Origin of the sequence: Lysobacter sp. OAE881, assembly GCF_040546665.1 — a bacterium.
Taxonomy (GTDB): Bacteria; Pseudomonadota; Gammaproteobacteria; order Xanthomonadales; family Xanthomonadaceae; genus Lysobacter_J; species Lysobacter_J soli.
Genome location: NZ_JBEPOG010000001.1, coordinates 2,515,779 through 2,535,215, shown reverse-complemented (window position 1 = coordinate 2,535,215; position 19,437 = coordinate 2,515,779). Strand labels below are relative to the sequence as shown.

At 67.5% G+C, this 19,437-nt stretch carries 17 protein-coding genes, 1 other RNA gene and 1 pseudogene; 14 read left to right on the top strand and 5 right to left on the bottom strand.

All coding sequences use genetic code 11. From position 1 onward, the window contains the following. Positions 1-4: 4 nt before the first annotated feature. Positions 5-283 (bottom strand): hypothetical protein, encoded by a 279-nt coding sequence (locus ABIE51_RS11705; RefSeq protein ID WP_192630862.1) that lies wholly within the window; start codon positions 281-283, stop codon positions 5-7. 230 nt (positions 284-513) lie between these two features. Here ABIE51_RS11705 and ssrA point away from each other — a divergent pair. Beyond that, positions 514-867, top strand: a transfer-messenger RNA (tmRNA) gene (gene ssrA, locus ABIE51_RS11700). 68 nt (positions 868-935) lie between these two features. Here ssrA and ABIE51_RS11695 read toward each other — a convergent pair. Further along, positions 936-1,304: a DNA-binding protein gene (locus tag ABIE51_RS11695; protein ID WP_115841550.1), complete on the bottom strand. Its 369-nt coding sequence runs from the start codon at positions 1,302-1,304 to the stop codon at positions 936-938. A gap of 108 nt (positions 1,305-1,412) precedes the next feature. Between ABIE51_RS11695 and ABIE51_RS11690 the strand changes: the two genes are divergently transcribed. Further along, positions 1,413-1,694, top strand: coding sequence for a hypothetical protein (locus ABIE51_RS11690; RefSeq protein WP_192630861.1), 282 nt, complete (start codon positions 1,413-1,415; stop codon positions 1,692-1,694). Between the two features lie 81 nt (positions 1,695-1,775). Beyond that, positions 1,776-3,977: a CHASE domain-containing protein gene (locus tag ABIE51_RS11685; RefSeq protein WP_192630860.1), complete on the top strand. Its 2,202-nt coding sequence runs from the start codon at positions 1,776-1,778 to the stop codon at positions 3,975-3,977. A gap of 183 nt (positions 3,978-4,160) precedes the next feature. Here ABIE51_RS11685 and smpB read toward each other — a convergent pair whose 3' ends face one another. Next, positions 4,161-4,673, bottom strand: coding sequence for an SsrA-binding protein SmpB (smpB, locus tag ABIE51_RS11680; RefSeq protein ID WP_115841547.1), 513 nt, complete (start codon positions 4,671-4,673; stop codon positions 4,161-4,163). A 62-nt stretch (positions 4,674-4,735) separates the two neighbouring features. Here smpB and ABIE51_RS11675 point away from each other — a divergent pair, with 62 nt between their 5' ends. Next, complete coding sequence (locus tag ABIE51_RS11675; RefSeq protein WP_115841546.1) at positions 4,736-5,185, top strand: type II toxin-antitoxin system RatA family toxin; 450 nt, start codon at positions 4,736-4,738, stop codon at positions 5,183-5,185. Then, entirely contained in the window at positions 5,182-5,454 is a 273-nt protein-coding gene (locus ABIE51_RS11670; RefSeq protein WP_192630859.1) for an RnfH family protein, read from the top strand. The genes ABIE51_RS11675 and ABIE51_RS11670 overlap by 4 nt, the downstream gene beginning before the upstream one ends. Positions 5,455-5,494: 40 nt before the next feature. On the opposite strand, the gene ABIE51_RS11665 is transcribed toward ABIE51_RS11670, so the two are convergent. Further along, positions 5,495-5,887 (bottom strand): outer membrane protein assembly factor BamE, encoded by a 393-nt coding sequence (locus tag ABIE51_RS11665; RefSeq protein ID WP_115841805.1) that lies wholly within the window; start codon positions 5,885-5,887, stop codon positions 5,495-5,497. A 160-nt stretch (positions 5,888-6,047) separates the two neighbouring features. Here ABIE51_RS11665 and fur point away from each other — a divergent pair, with 160 nt between their 5' ends. Next, on the top strand, positions 6,048-6,464 hold the full coding sequence (gene fur, locus ABIE51_RS11660; RefSeq protein WP_115841544.1) for a ferric iron uptake transcriptional regulator: 417 nt from the start codon (positions 6,048-6,050) through the stop codon (positions 6,462-6,464). A gap of 66 nt (positions 6,465-6,530) precedes the next feature. Here fur and recN read toward each other — a convergent pair whose 3' ends face one another. After that, the gene (gene recN, locus ABIE51_RS11655) at positions 6,531-8,198 is read right to left on the bottom strand and encodes a DNA repair protein RecN (protein WP_192630858.1); all 1,668 of its coding nucleotides are present in this window, start codon (positions 8,196-8,198) and stop codon (positions 6,531-6,533) included. 172 nt (positions 8,199-8,370) lie between these two features. On the opposite strand from recN, the gene hrcA reads away from it, so the two are divergent. From hrcA to carB, 8 genes and pseudogenes are all read left to right on the top strand, one after another. Continuing rightward, positions 8,371-9,423 (top strand): heat-inducible transcriptional repressor HrcA, encoded by a 1,053-nt coding sequence (hrcA, locus tag ABIE51_RS11650; RefSeq protein WP_192630857.1) that lies wholly within the window; start codon positions 8,371-8,373, stop codon positions 9,421-9,423. A gap of 186 nt (positions 9,424-9,609) precedes the next feature. Continuing rightward, positions 9,610-10,137, top strand: a complete 528-nt coding sequence (gene grpE, locus ABIE51_RS11645) for a nucleotide exchange factor GrpE (RefSeq protein ID WP_115841804.1) — start codon at positions 9,610-9,612, stop codon at positions 10,135-10,137. A 124-nt stretch (positions 10,138-10,261) separates the two neighbouring features. Beyond that, positions 10,262-12,184, top strand: coding sequence for a molecular chaperone DnaK (gene dnaK, locus ABIE51_RS11640; RefSeq protein ID WP_115841541.1), 1,923 nt, complete (start codon positions 10,262-10,264; stop codon positions 12,182-12,184). Between the two features lie 122 nt (positions 12,185-12,306). Beyond that, positions 12,307-13,428 carry a molecular chaperone DnaJ gene (dnaJ, locus tag ABIE51_RS11635; RefSeq protein ID WP_115841540.1) on the top strand — a complete coding sequence of 374 codons (1,122 nt, stop codon included), beginning with the start codon at positions 12,307-12,309 and terminating at the stop codon, positions 13,426-13,428. A 150-nt stretch (positions 13,429-13,578) separates the two neighbouring features. Next, a pseudogene (gene dapB / locus ABIE51_RS11630) lies at positions 13,579-14,305 on the top strand (4-hydroxy-tetrahydrodipicolinate reductase). Positions 14,306-14,510: 205 nt separating this feature from the next. Continuing rightward, entirely contained in the window at positions 14,511-15,635 is a 1,125-nt protein-coding gene (gene carA / locus ABIE51_RS11625) for a glutamine-hydrolyzing carbamoyl-phosphate synthase small subunit (RefSeq protein ID WP_157030382.1), read from the top strand. Between the two features lie 44 nt (positions 15,636-15,679). Continuing rightward, positions 15,680-16,075 (top strand): DUF6973 domain-containing protein, encoded by a 396-nt coding sequence (locus tag ABIE51_RS11620; RefSeq protein ID WP_354504871.1) that lies wholly within the window; start codon positions 15,680-15,682, stop codon positions 16,073-16,075. 8 nt (positions 16,076-16,083) lie between these two features. After that, on the top strand, positions 16,084-19,332 hold the full coding sequence (carB, locus tag ABIE51_RS11615) for a carbamoyl-phosphate synthase large subunit (RefSeq protein ID WP_192630854.1): 3,249 nt from the start codon (positions 16,084-16,086) through the stop codon (positions 19,330-19,332). Positions 19,333-19,437 lie beyond the last annotated feature (105 nt).

Genomic DNA, 19,437 nt, shown 5'->3' with positions numbered 1-19,437 from the left:
GCGATCAGGCCGGCTCGTCTTCCTGCGTCGCGGCGGCGTCGGGGAGCGCGATCGAACTGAGGTCGTGACCCGTCAGCCGGGCGATCAGCTCGATGCCCTTCTGCGTGGGTTCCCAGCGTTCGCCCTCGAACACCGCGAGCCCCTTGCCGGCCAGGCGCTGCATCGTCGCGGTCTCCATCAATGCGTGCTCCCAGCGGAACCGCGTCTTGTTGCGCAACGCCGACAGGGCGAAACGCTCGGTCTGGGTCAGCTCGGTGCCGGTGAGTCGACGGGCCTGGCGCATGGGCGTCCCGGAGGGCGGAGGGCCTTCCAGCTTTCCGCAACCGTCGTTTGCGGGCCCATCAGACGAGTCCGAATTGGGGCGTGCGCGCAGGCGAAGCGGGCAGGGCGTCACGCCACGCACGCCCGCACGACGCTCATCGAACGCTTGAACGCCCGCAAACACCGCGTTCTGCAGGCCTTGTCGTCGCGGGCTTCGCCCCTATACTGGACGGGTCAGCATCAGCTGTCCCCGGGGGTGCACTGGCTTCGACGGGGGTTGCGAAATCGCTTGGCGCATGCCGAGGGGGTAGCTTTCCTCGTAAATCCAGCTGCAAACTTCTAGTTGCCAACGACGACAACTACGCTCTGGCCGCTTAAGGCCTAAGCCCCGAAACTGCTTGTGTCCGTGCTCGCAGCGTAGGGTCATCATCACGGAATCGCCGGGGACGGTTGCCTGTCAGTCCCTGGTCAACCCAAAACAGGCTGGTTCCGGGATGCGCTTTGCATACCGTGCTGTTCCGGAACGAGATCCAACGGTGAGCTAAGCATGTAGTGCCGGGGATGGAGTGCCTTCGGACGGGGGTTCAATTCCCCCCACCTCCACCATACCAGTGCAAAAAAGCCCGCTTCGGCGGGCTTTTTTGTGTCTGCGACCTCGGCACCGTGGCGCGCGCTCAGGTTTCCTCGAGGAGCTGGATCAGCGCGCGTTGCTTCTTGCGCGGCAGCTTGCGCACCAGCCCGACCAGACGGACCTCTTCGGCGTTGTCGTACTTCGTGGGCGTCTCGCGCACGGACTCGGCCAGCTCCATCGTGCCGCGGCCGGTGGACAGCCAGTCGGAATTGACCTTCATCTGCACGGCCATCGCGGTGAGGCGTTCGCTCGCCGGCTTCGAAAGACCTACGGCCCACTTGCGGGCGGATTCGCGGCTGACCTCGAAGTACTCGGCGAGCGCCGCCGTGCGATGGCGGCCCTTCACGATGCCGGCGTAGTCCCAGGCTTGGTGCAGCCGTTTTGAGAATTCCTTGTGCGGTTTCTGCGGCATTTCCGTGCGCTCGAATAGGGGAAATCCGACACCCACACGAGGTGTGTGAGACGTCGCAATTTATTGTTGCGCAGCGTCTGCGAAAAGCACGCATCTTCAGGTTGTTGAATGTGGCAACTGGCGGTGGTATCCATTTGCTCCATGACTATCGAAATGGACGTCGCGGCCAATCCGGTCGAGCGATACGTTGAATGTTTCAACTCCTGTGGCGCCGCCGCGCAGGCGGCCGGCATCAGCACCGAAATGCTGCGCCGAATGCGCAAGCGCGGCTACGTAACCACTAGAAAACGTGCACTTATCATGGCCAGGGCATGCAGCTTCCGCGTGGATGCGATAGAGCTGCTCGCACTGTCCGGCGTGCGACGTTCGCCACGCGGACCACGCACGTGACGATGCGCGTGAGCGCTAACCAATGCGGGCCGGGCCCACCCGGCTGAATGCGAAAAATTCTCGGCCCTGTATGCTTGGGGAATGAGCCCCGAGGCCGTTCGCGAAGACCGCACGCCCGACCTGTCCGAGCTGTCGCCGCGCCGCGGGTACCTGCTCGCGCTCATCGTGCTCGTCGGCTCGCTGCTGCTGGTCTTCACCGCGTGGCGTGCGGCGCGCGAACGCGAGCTGCGTTCGGCCGAGGCGGAGTTCATCAGCAAGACCGCCGAAGTCACGGAGCTGCTGCGCCAGGGCATGACCAAGTACGAATTGGTCGCGCGCGGTGGCGTGTCGATGTTCGCGTCGGTCACCCGCCCGCGGCCGTCGCCGGCGCAGTGGCAGGCGTACGTGGACGGAATGGACCTGCAGCGTCGCTTCCCGGGCATGGTTGGCCTTGGATTCGCCGAATTCGTCCCCGCCACGCGCCTGGCCGACCTGCAGCTGGAATGGCGTGACGCCGGCCACGGCCTGCTCGAGATCTGGCCGCGCGGGCAGCGCCGCGACTACGGGCCCATCCTCTATCTGGAACCGAAGACGCCCGCGAACGTGGGCGCGATCGGCTTCGACATGTACTCCGAGCCCGTGCGCCAGGCGGCGATGGTCCAGGCGATGGAAACCGGCAACGCGACGCTGTCCGGCCCGGTGCACCTCATCCAGGACGGCTCGCTGCGCAGCACCGGCATCCTGCTGTACCTGCCGGTGTATCGCGGCGGCGGGCGCCCGGCGACGCTGGCGAACCGTCGCGCCGACATGCAGGGCTGGGTGTACGTGCCCGTGCGCATGGAAGGTTTCGTGCGCAATGCGCTGGGCGCGCTGCGCAACGACAGCCAGTTCCGCGTGATCGACGTATCTGCCGGCGAGCGCCTGCTCTACGCGACGTACGCGCCAGCCGATCGCCCGCCGCCGGCGTTCCGGCACAGCAGCGCGTTCGAACTGTACGGTCGCCACTGGCGCGTGGACTTCGAATCGCCACCCGTGGCGCAGGCCGCGCCGCGATTGCAGGGCCTGCAGAACCTGCTGGCGCTCGGGCTGTTCTCGTCGCTGCTGCTGTACGCGATCGCGTGGATGCTCGCGCGCACCGAAGCGCAGGCGTACCGCATCGCCGTGCGCATGACCGAGGACTATCGCCGGAGCGAGCTGCGCTTCCGCAGCGCGATGCGGTATTCGGCGATAGGCAAGGCGCTGCTGGACAGCGAGGGCCATATCGTCGAGGCCAATCCGGCGCTGGCGAACATCGTCGGGCTGACGCCCGAGGCGCTGGTGGGCAAGCGCTTCGACACGCTGTTCGAAAGCGACGAGCCGGAGCTGATCGCCTATGGCCACGGCACCACCGACGCGCAGGGCGTGCATCGCGCGACACGACGGCTGCACCGCGAAGGCGGCGACCCGCGCCAGGCCCAGCTGACCTACGCGCCGGTGCCGGGCAACGTCGGCCAGGACATCGTCGGACTGGTGCAGGTGGAGGACGTGACCGAGCGTCTTCGCGCGGAGGCGCGGGTGCACGCACTCAACCGGACGCTGGAAGCGCGCGTCGCGCTGCGCACCCGCGAATTGAGCCAGGCCAACCAGGAGTTGGAGGCCTTCGCATACAGCGTCTCACACGACCTGCGCGCGCCGCTGCGTGCGATCGACGGCTTCAGCCGGATCCTGATCGAGCGGCATTCGGCCGGAATGGACGAGAACGGCCGCGGTTACCTGGTGCGCGTGCGACGTGCGGCGGGCCGCATGGGCGAGCTGATCGACGCGCTGCTCAAGATGTCGCGCGTCAGCCGCAGCGAACTGCGGCTGGAACGGGTCGACCTGAGCCGCCTCGCCGGCGAGGTGATCGAGGAGCTGCGCGTGAGCGACAGCCGGCGCCAGGTCGAGGTGGACATCCAGCCGGAGCTGTTCGTGATCGGCGACGCGCCGCTGCTGCGCAACCTGCTCGGCAATCTGCTGGGCAACGCGTGGAAGTTCACGCGCGATCGGCTCGATGCGCGGATCGAGTTCGGCGCGGTCATGGGCGAGCAGGGGCTGGAGTACTTCGTGCGCGACAACGGCGCAGGCTTCTCGCAAGCCTACGTGGACAAGCTGTTCCGGCCGTTCCAGCGGCTGCACCACAACGACGACTTCGCCGGCCACGGCATCGGCCTGGCGTCGGTGAAGCGCATCGTCGAGCGCCACGGCGGGACGATCCGCGCCGAAGGCGAAGTGGGGAAGGGGGCGACGTTCTGGTTCACGCTGCCTCGGGAGAAGCTGGCGGAGTGACGGTCGACCCGCCTCTTCGAACGGCGATTTCCTGTGTACGAAGTAGCCCAGCCCCCAAGTTGGGGGCGATTCGCGCCGAAGGCGCGAATGGGGGATGGATGTGCACTGTTCGCGGCCCGCGGTTTGCGTAGCAAATCGCGGGGTTTTCGGGCGTAGCACGGAAACAACCAGGCGTTGCCTGGTTCAAGCGTCCTTGTTGTGCCTGCGCATCACGCGCTGCTTCTCGCGCTGCCAGTCGCGCTCCTTGCTCGCCTCGCGCTTGTCGTGCGCCTGCTTGCCCTTGGCGAGCGCGATCTCCGCCTTGACCTTGTTGCCCTTCCAGTAGAGCGCGGTGGGCACCAGGGTGTAGCCGTCGCGCTGCACGCGGCCGATCAGGTTGTCGATTTCGGCACGATGCAGCAGCAGCTTGCGCGAGCGGCGGTCGTCGGCCACGACGTGAGTGGAGGCGGAGATCAACGGCGTGATCTGCGCGCCGATCAGGAAGATCTCGCTGTGCAGGACCACCGCGTAGGCGTCGCCGATGTTGGCGCGGCCGGCGCGGATCGCCTTCAGCTCCCAGCCCTGCAGGGACAGGCCGGCCTCGAACTTCTCCTCGAGGCTGTACTCGTGACGGGCGCGCTTGTTCAGCGCGATGGTGCCGCCGCCAGCGCCCTTTCCCTTATCCTTGCCGGTCTTCTTGTTGGAATTCTTGGACATCGCGCCATTGTCCCCGAAAGCGGGGCCCGCGCGCGACTTCATCGCTTCAGGATAGCCGCCGCATGCAGACCATCCGCCGTTCCGCCCTCGTCGAACACTCCGCCGCGCGCATGTATGCGCTGGTGAACGACGTGGCCGCCTACTCGCGCCGCTTCGGCTGGTGCGAGGGCTCGCAGGTGCTGGAGGAGGGCGTGAACGAGGACGGCACCGGGCGCATGGTCGCGCGGCTGGACATCGGCTTCGGCGCCCTGCGTACGTGGTTCACCACCGAGAACACCACCTGCGCGCCGCACCACATCGACCTGAAACTGGTCGACGGCCCGTTCCAGAGCCTGGGCGGGCGCTGGGAATTCCACGCGCTGGACGAGTCCGCCTGCAAGGTGACGCTGACGCTGAACTTCGAGCCGAAGGTGAAGCTGCTCGGCCCGGCGATGGCGGTAGGATTCCAGAGCCTGGCCGATCGCATGGTCGACGACTTCGTGCGCGTGGCCGACCGGGGCGAAGAGGCGTGAAGGTCGAGGTCGTCCGCGCGTGGCCGCGGCGCTTCGAGTCGGTGTGGGTCGAGTTGCCCGCCGATGCGACGGTCGCGCAGGCGTTGGCGGCCTCCGGCTGGAAGGACGATGCGGACATCGTGGCCTGTGCCGTATTTGGCGTTCGCGCCGATGGCGAGACCGTGTTGCACGAAGGCGATCGCGTCGAACTGCTGCGGCCCCTGATGGCCGATCCGAAGGATGCGAGGCGCCGGCGCGCCGAGTCGACCAAAACAAAACCCCGGCCGTAAGCCGGGGTTTTCGTTTGCGCTGCGGGAGCGATCCTTCGGATCAGCGGCCCTTCTTGCCCTTTTCCTTTGGCAGGTTGCGGCCGAACTGCTTGACCGTCTGGCGCGCCAGCTGCTCGTCCTGCTCGGGGAAGTAGTCGCCTTCCCACTTCACGACGGCATCGTTCTCGAACCACACGGTGAGGTTCTTCTGCTCGGTGGTGCCGCGGCGGTTGGTGCGCTGCGTGGCGGTGTAATCCCAGCGATCGTGATGGAAGGGGTCGTCGATCGACGGCGTGCCGAGAAGCAGGGTGACCTGCTGCTTGCTCATGCCGGTCTGGAGCTGGTCGACGTTGGCCTTTTCCAGCAGGTTGCCCTGGTAGATCGGTTGCTTGTAAAGGATGCCGCAGCCGCTGGTGACCAAGGCAATGGAGAGGACCAGCAGGAGCTTGTGCATGTGCTTCGGCATCGGTGTCTGCGACAGGCGGATAACGCGGCGATGATACACTGCCGGGCGCATCCACCAAGCGCGGAGTCGGGCCGTCCACCTTCGGGGTCGGCCGTGTTCATCCGCCGTTCCGGCGCCACCGGTCGCGCCGCATCGTTGAGGGACCATCATGGAATCGCAAGAACTCCGCAAGGCCGGACTCAAGGTCACCCATCCACGCCTGCGGATCCTGGAGCTGCTCGAGCAGGCCAAGCCGCGGCACATGACTGCCGAGGACATCTACCGCCACCTGCTCGAACACGGGGAGGACATCGGCCTGGCGACGGTGTACCGCGTGCTCACGCAGTTCGAAGCCGCCGGCCTGGTGCTCAAGCACAACTTCGAGGCCGGGCAGTCGGTGTACGAACTCGATCGCGGCCATCACCACGACCACATGGTCGACATCGACAGCGGCAAGATCATCGAGTTCGAAAGCCCGGAGATCGAAGAGCTGCAGCGCAAGGTCGCGGCCAAGCACGGCTACGAGATCGAGGAGCACTCGCTGGTCCTCTACGTGCGCAGGAAAAAGGGCGCGCCGGCGGTCTGACCTGCCGGGTTCCGCGAACGAAAAAGCCCGCCGATGGCGGGCTTTTTCGTGGGCGATGGCGCGGCGTTACACCACGTCGGCCAGCAACCGCTTAGCGGCCGCGCGCGCCTCGCGCGTGAGTTCGACGCCGCCGAGCATGCGCGCCAGTTCCTCCTCGCGCTCCTTCGCCTTGAGCAACTGCACTGCGCTCTGCGTGACGCCTTCACTCTTGGCCTTGCTCACGCGGTAATGCGCATGGCCCTGCGCGGCAACCTGCGGCAGGTGGGTGACGCACAGCACCTGGCGGCTCGCTCCAAGCGCGCGCAGCTTCTGGCCGACGATCTCCGCCACGGCGCCGCCGATGCCGGTATCGACCTCGTCGAAGACCATCGTCGCCACGGTATCGAGCCCCAGCGCCGCGACCTCGATCGCCAGCGAGATACGTGACAGTTCGCCGCCCGACGCCACCTTGCGCAGCGGACGCGCCGGCTGCCCAGGGTTGGCCGCCACCATGAATTCCACGCGCTCGGCGCCCTGCGGATCGGGGCGTTCGGATTCGAGCGGCTCCAGCTCGACGTCGAAGCGTCCGCCGCCCATGCCGAGTTCGCCGATCAGCGCGCTCGTGCTCGACGCCAGGTTCGCCGCCGCCTCGCGACGCCGCGCGCTCAACACCTGCGCGACCTCACGCCATGCGGTGCGGGCCGTTTCGATCTCGCCATCGAGTTTTGCCAAGCGCACGCCCGCGCCACGCAGGGCGTCGAGTTCGGTCGCGATGGCGTCGCGTTGCGAGGCGAGCTGTTCTGGCGTGACGCGGTGCTTGCGCGCCAGCTCGTGCAAGCGGCCAAGGCGGTGTTCGAGCGCGTCGAAGGCCGACGGGTCCAGGTCGAGGTCGCTGCGCACGCGGTCGAGGAGTGCGAGCGCTTCGTCGATCTGGATGGTCGCCGCATCGAGCATGCCGTCAACTTCGGAAAGCCGCGGCTCGTGCTCGGCGACACGCGCAAGATCCGAACGCACGTGCTGGAGCGTGCGCGAAAGCGACGGGCCGTCTTCGCCGCCGAGTTGCGCGAACGCGCCTTCGCAGGCGGCGATCAGCCCGGCGGCGTGCGCGTGACGACGGTGATCGGACAGGAGGCGCGCGATGGCCTCGGGCGCGAGCTCCTCGCGATCGAGCTCCGCGTGCTGATGTTCGAGCCAGTCGATGCGGTCGGAGACGTCGCCCTGCGCGAGCAGCGTTTCGCGCTCGGCAAGCAACGCGCTCCAGCGGGCCGCGGCGGCTTCGACGGCGCGACGTTCGGCATCGGTGCGGCCGAACGCGTCGAGCAGCGCGAGCTGGCTCGGGCGCGAGAGCAGCGCCTGGTGTTCATGCTGGCCGTGGATCTCCACCAGCAACGCGGCCAGCTCGCCGAGCTGCCCCAGCGTCACCGGACGGCCGTTGACCCAGGCGCGCGAGCCGCCATCCGCGCGGATGACGCGACGGATCTGGCAGGCATCGTCCTCGTCGAGTTCGTGCTCGCGCAGCCACGCGGCGGCGAGGGGGACGTCGTCGAGAGTGAATTCGGCCGCCAGTTCGGCGCGGTCGGCGCCGTGGCGCACGACGCCGCTGTCGGCGCGCAGGCCGGAGATCAGGCCCAGTGCGTCGACCAGCAGCGACTTGCCCGCGCCGGTTTCGCCGGAGATGACGGTCAGGCCGGGACCGAAGGCCAGTTCGGCTTCGGTGACGACGGCGAATTGCTTGAGGGACAGGTGGACGAGCATCGGAGCGCGATTGTGCCCTGTGTGGGTTGCGGCTTGATAGCGGTGGGGCGTCTCACGGGTGGAGATCGCGACCGGGGTTCCGCTTCGTGCGCTGGCGCCGCGTGCGGCTCCGGGCAGAGGGCTCCGTGCGTCCCGACTTGCGCCCCGTACCCAGCCGTCATATATCGCCGACATGAGCCGCAAACCCGCCGATCCCAGCCTCGACCCGCGCGCACGCCAGTTGTTGCGCACCCTGATCGGCCGCTACATCCGCAGCGGCGAGCCGATCGGGTCGCAGACGCTGGCGCGCCACGCGGGGCTGGACGTCAGCCCGGCGACGATCCGCAACATCCTCGCCGACCTGGAAGACGCCGGGCTGCTCAGCGCCCCGCATTCCTCGGCCGGGCGCGTGCCGACGCCGCAGGGCTACCGGCTCTTCGTCGACTCGCTGCTGCAGGTGCGGCCGTTGCCGGAAACCGACGTCGCGCGTCTTCGCGGCGAACTGCCGGCGGGGTCGGGCACGCAGGCGCTGCTGGGCAGCGCGTCGGAGCTGCTGTCGGCGATGACCCATTTCGTCGGCGTGGTCAGCGTGCCCAAGCGCGAGCAGTTCGCCTTCCGGCGCATCGACTTCGTGCCGCTGGACGGCTCGCGCGTGCTGGCGATCCTGGTCTTCGCCGACAACGAGGTGCAGAACCGCATCGTGCTCACGCGCCGGCCGTTCGATGCCGGCGAACTGGAGCGCGTGGCGAACTACCTCAACGCACACTTCGCCGGGCGCACGGTGGCCGACATCCGCGCCACGCTGGTGCGAGAACTGCGCAGCGCACAGGACGAGATGCAGCTGCTGCTGGCGCAGTCGGTCGAACTGGCCGAGCAGGCGCTCGCGCCCGGCGGCGGCGACATGGTGCTGGCCGGCCAAACCCGCCTCATGGGCGTGCAGGAACTGGCCGACCTGGATCGCCTGCGCGACCTGTTCGACACCTTCTCGCGCAAGCGGGAGATCCTCCAGCTGCTCGAACGCACCGTGCAGGCGCCGGGCGTGCGCATCTTCATTGGCGAGGAAACCGGCCTGGCCCCGCTGGAAGGCATGTCGCTGGTGACCGCCCCGTACGTGGCCTCCGGCTCGGGGACGGTCCTGGGCGTGCTGGGCGTCATCGGCCCCACGCGCATGGCCTACGACCGCGTGATCCCCGTGGTGCAGGCCGCGGCGGACGCGCTCGGTGCAGCGCTGAACCCGGACTCGTAACGGGTCACGCGTATCCCGTGGAGGAGGCCGCTGGCCGGCATCCGCCGGTGCGTTCGTGTTGGACATTGCCGTCTTGAATCCGGCACGGGCGGGCCCCATTGCTGCCCTGACGCGCCTGTGAGCGCGGCTGCAAGACCTTGAATTCCAGCATGTTTGAGCGCCCATGGCGCAGGGATGGAGCACCGCATGACCGCTAGCACGCCTTCCGGCGAACCCAACCAGACCGCCGAAGCAGCCCCCAACACCGAGACCCCCGACGCGCTCGCCACGCAGCTCGAAGGCCTCCAGGCCGAGCTGACCCAGTTGCGCGAGGAGACGCTGCGCGAGCGCGCCGAGCTGGAAAACCAGCGCAAGCGCATGGCGCGCGACGTCGACATGGCGCGCAAGTTCGCCAACGAACGCCTGCTCGCCGAGCTGCTGCCGGTGATCGACAGCCTCGAAGCCGGCCTGGCCGTGCAGGCCGATACCGCCGCCCACCTGCGCGAAGGCATGGAGCTGACGCTGCGCCAGTTGCTGAAGGTGGTGTCGGAGAACGGCCTGACCATGGTCGACCCGGTCGGCCAGCCGTTCGACCCCGAACGCCACCAGGCCATGAGCATGGTCGATCCCGCCGGCCACGCGCCGGGCGACGTCGTGCAGGTCTACCAGAAGGGCTGGGTGCTGAACGATCGCCTCCTGCGCCCGGCGCTGGTCGTGGTGGCCAGGCACGACTGACGCCTTGAAGCGGGGCCGCGAGCCCCCCAGATAACGCACATCGGCGGCACGTGGCCGCCATCAACCTTCAAGCAGGCGGTCTCGCGCCGCCGCACAGTCAAAAGATCAGAGAGGGAGCAACACCATGGGCAAGATCATCGGTATCGACCTGGGCACGACCAATTCGTGCGTGGCGATCATGGAAGGCGGCAAGCCGCGCGTCATCGAGAACGCGGAAGGCGATCGCACCACCCCGTCCATCGTCGCCTTCACCAAGGACGGCGAAGTCCTCGTCGGCGCCAGCGCCAAGCGCCAGGCCGTCACCAATCCGAAGAACACGTTCTTCGCCGTCAAGCGCCTCATCGGCCGCAAGTTCACCGACGCCGAAGTCCAGAAGGACATCGGCCTGGTCCCGTACAAGATCACCCAGCACGAGAACGGCGACGCCTGGGTCGAGACCTCCGACGGCAAGAAGATGGCCCCGCAGCAGATCTCGGCCGAAGTGCTGGCCAAGATGAAGAAGACCGCCGAGGCCTACCTGGGCGAGACCGTCACCGAAGCCGTCATCACGGTGCCGGCGTACTTCAACGACAGCCAGCGCCAGGCGACCAAGGACGCTGGCAAGATCGCGGGCCTGGACGTCAAGCGCATCATCAACGAGCCGACCGCGGCCGCGCTGGCCTACGGCATGGACAAGAAGGGCGGCGACCGCAAGGTCGCGGTCTACGACCTCGGCGGCGGCACGTTCGACGTGTCGATCATCGAGATCGCTTCGGTCGACGGCGAAATGCAGGTGGAAGTGCTGTCCACCAACGGCGACACGTTCCTGGGCGGCGAAGACTTCGACAAGCGCGTCATCGATTACCTCGTCGAGGAATTCCAGAAGGACCAGGGCATCGACCTGCGCAAGGATCCGCTGGCCCTGCAGCGCCTGAAGGATGCTGCCGAGCGCGCCAAGATCGAACTGTCCAGCGCGCAGCAGACCGAAGTGAACCTGCCGTACGTGACGGCCGATGCCTCGGGCCCGAAGCACCTGAACATCAAGCTGACCCGCGCCAAGCTCGAAGCGCTGGTCGACGACCTGGTCAAGCGCACGATTGAACCGTGCCGCATCGCGCTGAACGACGCCGGCCTGCGCGCCAGCGAGATCAGCGAGGTGATCCTGGTCGGTGGCCAGACCCGCATGCCGAAGGTGCAGTCGGCCGTGGCCGAATTCTTCGGCAAGGAGCCGCGCAAGGACGTCAACCCGGACGAAGCCGTGGCGCTGGGCGCCGCGATCCAGGGCGGCGTGCTGGCCGGCGACGTCAAGGACGTCCTGCTGCTCGACGTGACCCCGCTGTCGCTGGGCATCGAAACCCTGGGCGGCGTGTTCACCAAGATCATCGAGAAGAACACGACCATCCCGACCAAGGCCTCGCAGGTGTTCTCCACCGCCGAGGACAACCAGTCGGCCGTGACCGTGCACGTGCTGCAGGGTGAGCGCGAGCAGGCCCGCTACAACAAGTCGCTGGCCCGCTTCGACCTGACCGGCATCGAGCCGGCGCCGCGCGGCATGCCGCAGGTGGAGGTGTCCTTCGACATCGACGCCAACGGCATCCTGCACGTGTCGGCCAAGGACAAGAAGACCAACAAGGAACAGAAGGTCGAGATCAAGGCCGGTTCGGGCCTGTCCGAGGAAGAGATCGCGAAGATGGTCTCCGACGCGGAAGCCCATCGCGAGGAAGACCAGAAGTTCCACGAGCTGGTGCAGGCCCGCAACCACGCCGACGCGCTGATCCACACCGCGCGCAGCGCCATCAAGGACAACGGCGACAAGGTGGCCGGCGACGTCATCGGTCGCACCGAGGGCGCGATCGCCGAACTCGAAACCGCGATGCGCGGCGACGACAAGGGCCAGATCGAGGCCAAGTCCAAGGCGCTGGAAGAGGCCGCGCAATCGCTGTTCGCGGCGGCGTCGGCCGCTGGCCAGCCGGGCGGTCCGGACGCCGGTGCCGGCCCGTCGGGCGGCGCCAAGTCCGACGACGTGGTCGACGCCGAGTTCACCGAAGTCAAGGACGACAAGAAGTAAAGCCGGGATTCGGGAATGGGGATTCGGGATTCGGAAAAGCAGTTTCCGTGCCCGGATCCCTTTCCTGTGTCTGAGCCGCCGTTGTTTTCACGAATCCCGAATCACGAATCCCGAATCGCTCCATGAGCAAACGCGACTACTACGAAGTGCTGGGCGTGGCCCGCGACGCCAGCGACGAAGACCTGAAGAAGGCCTATCGCCGCTGCGCGATGAAGTTCCATCCGGACCGCAACCCCGGCGACGCCGCCGCGGAAGCTTCGTTCAAGGAGTGCAAGGAAGCCTACGAAGTCCTGTCCGACGGCAACCGCCGTCGCGCCTACGACCAGCACGGACATGCCGCGTTCGAGCACGGCATGGGCGGTGGCGGCGGTCAGGGCTACGCCGATATGGGCGACATCTTTGGCGACATCTTCGGCAACATCTTCGGTGGCGGCGCCCAGCGCGGCCCGCGTCGCGGCGCCGACATCGGCTACGTGATGGAGCTGTCGCTCGAGGAAGCCGTCTTCGGTGCCGAGAAGACCATCGAGATCCCGACGCTCGACGAATGCGAGACCTGCGATGGCTCGGGTTCGGCCGACGGCAAGACCGAAACCTGCCAGACCTGCCATGGCCGCGGCCAGGTGCGTTTCCAGCGCGGCATCTTCTCGATGCAGCAGGCCTGCCCGCATTGCGGCGGTCGCGGCAAGACGATTCCCAACCCGTGCGCCGACTGCAATGGCCAGGGTCGTGTCGAACGCACCAAGACGCTGCAGGTGAAGATCCCCGCGGGCGTCGACAACGGCGATCGCATCCGCCTGGCGGGCGAGGGCGAAGCCGGCCCGGCCGGTTCGCCGCCGGGCGACCTGTACGTCGACGTGCGCGTACGCGAGCACGAGATCTTCCAGCGCGACGGCGACGACCTGCATTGCGAAGTGCCGGTGCGCATCGGCCAGGCGGCGCTCGGCGACACGATCCGCGTGCCGACGCTGGAAGGCGAAGTCGAACTGCGCATTCCCGCCGAAACGCAGACAGGAAAGCTGTTCCGCCTGCGCGACCGCGGCGTGAAGTCGGTCCGCAGCCGCAAGCCCGGCGACCTGTATTGCCGCGCCGTCGTGGAAACGCCGGTCAACCTCACCGCCGAGCAGCGCGAGCTGCTGGAGAAGTTCGAAGCGACCTTCGCCGGCGATGGCGCACGTCGTCATTCACCGCGTGCGTCGACCTTCCTCGATGGCGTGAAGGGCTTCTGGGATCGGATGACGTCCTGACGCTCGCACGGATCGAAACACCTGAAAGCCGCGGCATCGTCCGCGGCTTTCTTGTGTCTGGAAGTGCCTGTCGATCCGGATGACACAACGAATGTCACGCATGATGCCCGGACGCTTGTCGCCACGCAGACCCGCCTTCAGACTGCCCGCATGAGCGATCACACTTCTCCGCAGACCCGAATCCTCGTCCACGGCGCATCCGGCCGCATGGGGCAGGCGCTGCTGCGTCTGGCGTCCGAACGCGACGACGTAGTGGTTGTCGCCGCCGTGCAGCGTTCGCAGCCAGCGCAGCGCGTGGTGGACGGCGTGGCGCATTTCGCCGCGTCCGAACTGCATGGCGCGCCGGCGTTCGACGTCGCCATCGATTTCAGCCTGCCGCACGGTTTCGATCCCGTCCTCGCGCTGTGCGAGGAGCGCGGTGCGGCGCTGGTATCGGGCACCACGGGCCTGGAAGCGCCGCAGCTGTCCGCGCTGGAATCCGCATCGCAGCGCATCCCGCTGCTGTGGGCGGCGAATTTCAGCCTGGGCGTGGCGATCCTGAGCGAACTGGTCGAACGCGCCGCCCAGGCGCTGCCGGGCTGGGATTGCGACATCGTCGAATCGCACCACGTGCACAAGAAGGACGCGCCTTCGGGCACCGCGCTGGCGCTGGGCGCGAGTGCGGAGCTGGGCGGCGCTACGCCGCGCTACGCCTCTCTCCGGGCCGGGGACATCGTCGGCGAGCACCTGGTGCAGTTCACCGCGCCGGGCGAGCGGATCGAAACTGGTCCATCGCGCCACCAACCGCGACATCTTTGCCCGCGGCGCGCTCCACGCGGCCGCGAAGCTCGCCGGACGCGCGCCGGGCCGCTACCGGCTTCGCGATCTGCTTGCCTGAACGCGGCAGGCGGAATCGGGCCGATTGCCCGATTCGATGCACATGACGCTGGCGTTACCCGGCCCGGGCCGCTAGAATTCCGGCTCGCCTGAACCCCTTCCGTCGGACCGGTCCCGCACCGCGTCCGCGCTTTGCTGCAGCCCGGATTTATTGGCGACTGCGCGACGGGAAGGGTCAGCACCCCCCGGCAGCCAAGGCGATCCCCGTGACCCAACCCGCAATCCTCGCACTCGAAGACGGCACCCTCTTCGAGGGCGTTTCCGTAGGCGCGCCCGGCCTTTCCGTCGGCGAAGTCGTCTTCAACACGGCCATCACCGGCTACCAGGAAATCGTCACCGACCCGTCGTATGCGCGTCAGCTGGTGACCCTGACGTACCCGCACATCGGCAACACCGGCTGCACCGACCAGGATGACGAAGCCGCTCGCTGCTTCGCCTCGGGCCTGATCGTGCGCAACGTGCCGCGCCGTCCCAGCAACTGGCGCAGCCAGGTCTCGCTGCCGGAATGGCTCAACGCCCGAGGCATCGTCGCTATCTCCGACATCGACACCCGCAAGCTCACGCGCATCCTGCGCGAGAAGGGCGCGCAGAACGGCGCACTGATGGCGGGCGAGATCGATGTCGACAAGGCCTTCGAGGCCGCGCGCAAGTTCCCGGGCCTGAAGGGCATGGACCTGGCGAAGGAAGTCAGCGTGCGCGAGTCGTACGAATGGACCGACGGCCAGCTCGACCTGGACAACAACGCGTTCGTTCGCGCCGAGCCGAAGTTCCACGTCGTCGCGTACGACTACGGCGTCAAGTTCAACATCCTGCGCATGCTCGCCGAGCGCGGCTGCAAGCTCACGGTGGTTCCGGCACAGACGCCGGCATCGGACGTGTTCGCGCTCAAGCCCGACGGCGTGTTCCTGTCCAACGGTCCGGGCGATCCGGCGCCGTGCGACTACGCGATCGCGGCGATCAAGGAGTTCATCTCCGCGAAGATCCCGACTTTCGGCATCTGCCTGGGCCACCAGTTGCTGGCGCTCGCCGCCGGCGCGCAGACGGTGAAGATGGGGCACGGCCACCACGGCGCGAACCATCCGGTGCAGGACCTCGACACGGGCCGGGTGATGATCACCTCGCAGAACCACGGCTTCGCGGTCGACGAAGCGACGCTGCCGGCCAACGTGCGCGTGATCCACCGCTCGCTCTTCGACGGCACCAACCAGGGCATCGAGCTCACCGATGCACCGGCGTTCTCCTTCCAGGGACACCCGGAAGCGAGCCCCGGTCCGCACGACGTGGCGCCGCTGTTCGACCGGTTCGTGACCATGATGCAGCAGGCCAAGTGAGCCACGCGGCCACCAAGCCCGCCCGCAAGCGCCAGTGGCGCAGGTTGTTCGTTGTTGCGGTCGTGCTGGGCGCCTACCCGGCGTTCGTGATGGTGGCCACGTACTCGCAGTTCTTCGCCGCCGGATTGCCCGGCGGTCGCAACGGCCCGGCCGATGCGTACCGCCACTCGCTCGCCAGCGCCATCGTCGCCTACACCTCGTCGCCGCGCTGCGTCGACCTGGTCACGGCAGTGATGGAACACGGCGGGCAGGGCAACGCGGCGCGTGCGATGGATGCGCACAACAACCGGCTCGGCGCGCGCATCGGCGCGGCCGCCGACAGCTGGACCGCCATGCAGCAGGCCGTGCTTGCTGCCGTGAACGAAGGCGCGATCGACGCCCGATCGCCCGACCAGATCACCTGGCTCGCGCCCGACGCGTGGCAGGAACGACTTTACTGAGGACCCCCATGCCCAAGCGCACCGACATCAAAACCGTCCTGATCATCGGCGCCGGCCCGATCGTGATCGGCCAGGCCTGCGAGTTCGACTACTCCGGCGCGCAGGCGTGCAAGGCGCTGCGCGACGAGGGCTACCGCGTGGTGCTGGTCAACAGCAACCCGGCCACGATCATGACCGACCCGAACATGGCCGACGCCGTGTACATCGAGCCGATCAACTGGCAGACGGTCGAGAAGATCATCGCGAAGGAAAAGCCCGACGCGCTGCTGCCGACGATGGGCGGCCAGACCGCGCTCAACTGCGCGCTGGACCTCGCCGACAACGGCGTGCTGGAGAAGTACAACGTCGAGCTGATCGGCGCCTCGCGCGAAGCCATCCGCATGGCCGAGGACCGCGAGCTGTTCCGCGTCGCGATGGCCGAGATCGGACTGGAATGCCCGAAGGCCGAAGTCGCCCGCAACTTCGAGCAGGCGATCGAGATCCAGGCGAAGGTCGGCTACCCGACCATCATCCGCCCCTCGTTCACGCTCGGCGGCACCGGCGGCGGCATCGCGTACAACAAGGAAGAGTTCGAGGAGATCGCCAAGCGCGGCCTGGAACTCTCGCCCGTGCACGAAATCCTCGTCGAGGAATCGGTGCTGGGCTGGAAGGAATTCGAGATGGAAGTGGTCCGCGACAAGGCGGACAACTGCATCATCGTCTGCTCCATCGAGAACTTCGACGCAATGGGCGTGCACACCGGCGACTCGATCACCGTAGCGCCGGCGCAGACGCTCACCGACAAGGAATACCAGCGCCTGCGCGATGCCTCCATCGCCGTGCTGCGCAAGATCGGCGTGGACACCGGCGGCTCGAACGTGCAGTTCGGCATCAACGCCAAGAACGGCCGCGTCGTCGTCATCGAAATGAATCCGCGCGTGTCGCGTTCCTCGGCGCTCGCGTCCAAGGCGACGGGCTTCCCGATCGCCAAGGTCGCCGCGAAGCTCGCCGTTGGCTACACGCTGGACGAACTGAAGAACGAGATCACCGGCGGCCTCACGCCGGCGTCGTTCGAGCCGAGCATCGACTACGTCGTCACCAAGATCCCGCGCTTCGCGTTCGAGAAGTTCCCGCAGGCCGACGCGCGCCTGACCACGCAGATGAAGTCCGTCGGCGAAGTGATGGCGATGGGCCGCACGTTCCAGGAATCGCTGCAGAAGGCGCTGCGCGGGCTGGAAACGGGCAAGGTCGGCCTCGACCCCACAGGACTCGATCTGGGCAGCGAAGACGATCTGACGAAGCTGCGTCGCGAACTCAAGGAGCCGGGTCCGGAGCGCATGTTCCACATCGGCGACGCGTTCCGCGCCGGCATGAGCGTGGAAGACGTGCACGCGCTGTCGTTCGTCGACCCGTGGTTCCTCGACCAGATCGAGGAACTCATCGCCGCCGAGCAGGACGTCGCGGCGGCCGGGCTGTCGTCGCTCGACAAGACGCGCATGCGCGAACTCAAGCGCATGGGCTTCTCGGATGCGCGCATCGCGCAGCTGACCGGCACCGACGAAACCGCCGTGCGCACGCTGCGCCGCGCGTTCGGCGTGCGTCCGGTGTACAAGCGCGTGGACTCGTGCGCGGCGGAGTTCGCCACCACCACCGCGTACATGTACTCGACCTATGAAGACGAGTGCGAGGCCGAGCCGACCGACCGCAACAAGATCATCGTGCTCGGCGGCGGCCCGAACCGCATCGGCCAGGGCATCGAGTTCGACTACTGCTGCGTGCACGCGGCGCTGGCGCTGCGCGAGGACGGGTTCGAGACCATCATGGTCAACTGCAACCCGGAAACCGTCTCGACCGACTACGACACCTCCGACCGCCTGTACTTCGAGCCGCTGACGCTGGAAGACGTGCTGGAAATCTGCGATCTGGAGAAGCCCAAGGGCGTGATCGTGCAGTACGGCGGCCAGACGCCGCTGAAGCTGGCGCGCGCGCTGGAAGCCAACGGCGTGCCGATCATCGGCACCTCGCCGGACAGCATCGACCTGGCCGAAGACCGGGAGCGCTTCCAGAAGCTGGTGCAGGACCTCGGCCTGGCGCAGCCGCTGAACCGCACCGCGCGCAATCCGGAGGAAGCCATCGTGCTCGCCTCGCAGATCGGCTACCCGCTGGTCGTGCGCCCGAGCTACGTGCTGGGCGGCCGCGCGATGGAAATCGTCCACGCCGACGCCGACCTGCATCGCTACATGCGCGATGCGGTGAAGGTATCGAACGACTCGCCGGTGCTGCTGGACCGCTTCCTCGACAACGCGGTGGAAGTCGACGTCGACGTCATCGCAGACAAGGACGGCAACGTGCTCGTGGGCGGCGTGATGGAGCACATCGAGGAAGCCGGCGTGCACTCGGGCGACTCGTCGTGCTCGCTGCCGCCGTACTCGCTGAGCGCGGCCGTGCAGGACAAGCTGCGCGAGCAGGTCGTCGCGCTGGCCAAGTCGCTGAAGGTCGTGGGCCTGATGAACACGCAGTTCGCGATCACCTTCGACGACGAAGGCCGCGAGACCATCTACCTGATCGAAGTGAACCCGCGGGCCTCGCGCACCGTGCCGTTCGTGTCGAAGGCCACCGGCATGGCGCTGGCGAAGATCGCCGCGCGCTGCATGGTCGGCAAGACGCTGGCCGAGCAGGGCGCCGTGAAGGAAATCGTGCCGGAGTACTACTCGGTCAAGGAAGCGATCTTCCCGTTCGCCAAGTTCCAGGGCGTGGATCCGATCCTTGGGCCGGAAATGCGCTCGACGGGCGAAGTGATGGGCGTCGGCCGCAACTTTGGCGCCGCAATGGCGCGCGCGCAGGAAGCCGGTGGCATCAAGGCGCTGCCGGAAGGCGGGAAGGTGTTTGTGTCGGTGCGCGATCCGGACAAGAAGCGCGTGCTGCCGGTCGCGCAGGACCTGGTCAAGCGCGGCTACACGCTGGTGGCCACCGAAGGCACGCACAGGTTCTTCACCGAGAACGGCCTGGCCTGCGAGCGCATCAACAAGGTGACCGAAGGCCGTCCGCACATCGTCGACCTCATCAAGAACGGCGAGATCGCCTACATCGTGAACACCACCGAGGGTCGCCAGGCGATCAACGATTCGTTCTCGATCCGCCGCGAGGCGCTGCAGCATCGCGTCACGTACTCGACCACCGTGTCGGGCGCGCGTGCACTTGTGAACTCGCTGGAATACCGCGGCACCGGCCCGGTCTGGTCGCTGCAGGAACTGCACGCGGAAGTGCAGGGCGCCTGAGCCCTGCATCGGCCGCCCGGGTCGCGAATCGCGCCCGGGTCGCCGGCGGGGCCGCCGGGCGGGTTCACCCCGGCGCCCATCTGATACAGAATCCGCATATCGCCA

What these genes read in the sequence shown, in the direction of transcription:
- ABIE51_RS11705 (WP_192630862.1), bottom strand. Translation starts at nt 283, where the DNA reads ATGCGCCAGGCCCGTCGACTCACCGGCACCGAGCTGACCCAGACCGAG.
- ABIE51_RS11695 (WP_115841550.1), bottom strand. Translation starts at nt 1,304, where the DNA reads ATGCCGCAGAAACCGCACAAGGAATTCTCAAAACGGCTGCACCAAGCC.
- ABIE51_RS11690 (WP_192630861.1), top strand. Translation starts at nt 1,413, where the DNA reads ATGTGGCAACTGGCGGTGGTATCCATTTGCTCCATGACTATCGAAATG.
- ABIE51_RS11685 (WP_192630860.1), top strand. Translation starts at nt 1,776, where the DNA reads ATGAGCCCCGAGGCCGTTCGCGAAGACCGCACGCCCGACCTGTCCGAG.
- smpB (WP_115841547.1), bottom strand. Translation starts at nt 4,673, where the DNA reads ATGTCCAAGAATTCCAACAAGAAGACCGGCAAGGATAAGGGAAAGGGC.
- ABIE51_RS11675 (WP_115841546.1), top strand. Translation starts at nt 4,736, where the DNA reads ATGCAGACCATCCGCCGTTCCGCCCTCGTCGAACACTCCGCCGCGCGC.
- ABIE51_RS11665 (WP_115841805.1), bottom strand. Translation starts at nt 5,887, where the DNA reads ATGCACAAGCTCCTGCTGGTCCTCTCCATTGCCTTGGTCACCAGCGGC.
- fur (WP_115841544.1), top strand. Translation starts at nt 6,048, where the DNA reads ATGGAATCGCAAGAACTCCGCAAGGCCGGACTCAAGGTCACCCATCCA.
- recN (WP_192630858.1), bottom strand. Translation starts at nt 8,198, where the DNA reads ATGCTCGTCCACCTGTCCCTCAAGCAATTCGCCGTCGTCACCGAAGCC.
- hrcA (WP_192630857.1), top strand. Translation starts at nt 8,371, where the DNA reads ATGAGCCGCAAACCCGCCGATCCCAGCCTCGACCCGCGCGCACGCCAG.
- grpE (WP_115841804.1), top strand. Translation starts at nt 9,610, where the DNA reads ATGACCGCTAGCACGCCTTCCGGCGAACCCAACCAGACCGCCGAAGCA.
- dnaK (WP_115841541.1), top strand. Translation starts at nt 10,262, where the DNA reads ATGGGCAAGATCATCGGTATCGACCTGGGCACGACCAATTCGTGCGTG.
- dnaJ (WP_115841540.1), top strand. Translation starts at nt 12,307, where the DNA reads ATGAGCAAACGCGACTACTACGAAGTGCTGGGCGTGGCCCGCGACGCC.
- carB (WP_192630854.1), top strand. Translation starts at nt 16,084, where the DNA reads ATGCCCAAGCGCACCGACATCAAAACCGTCCTGATCATCGGCGCCGGC.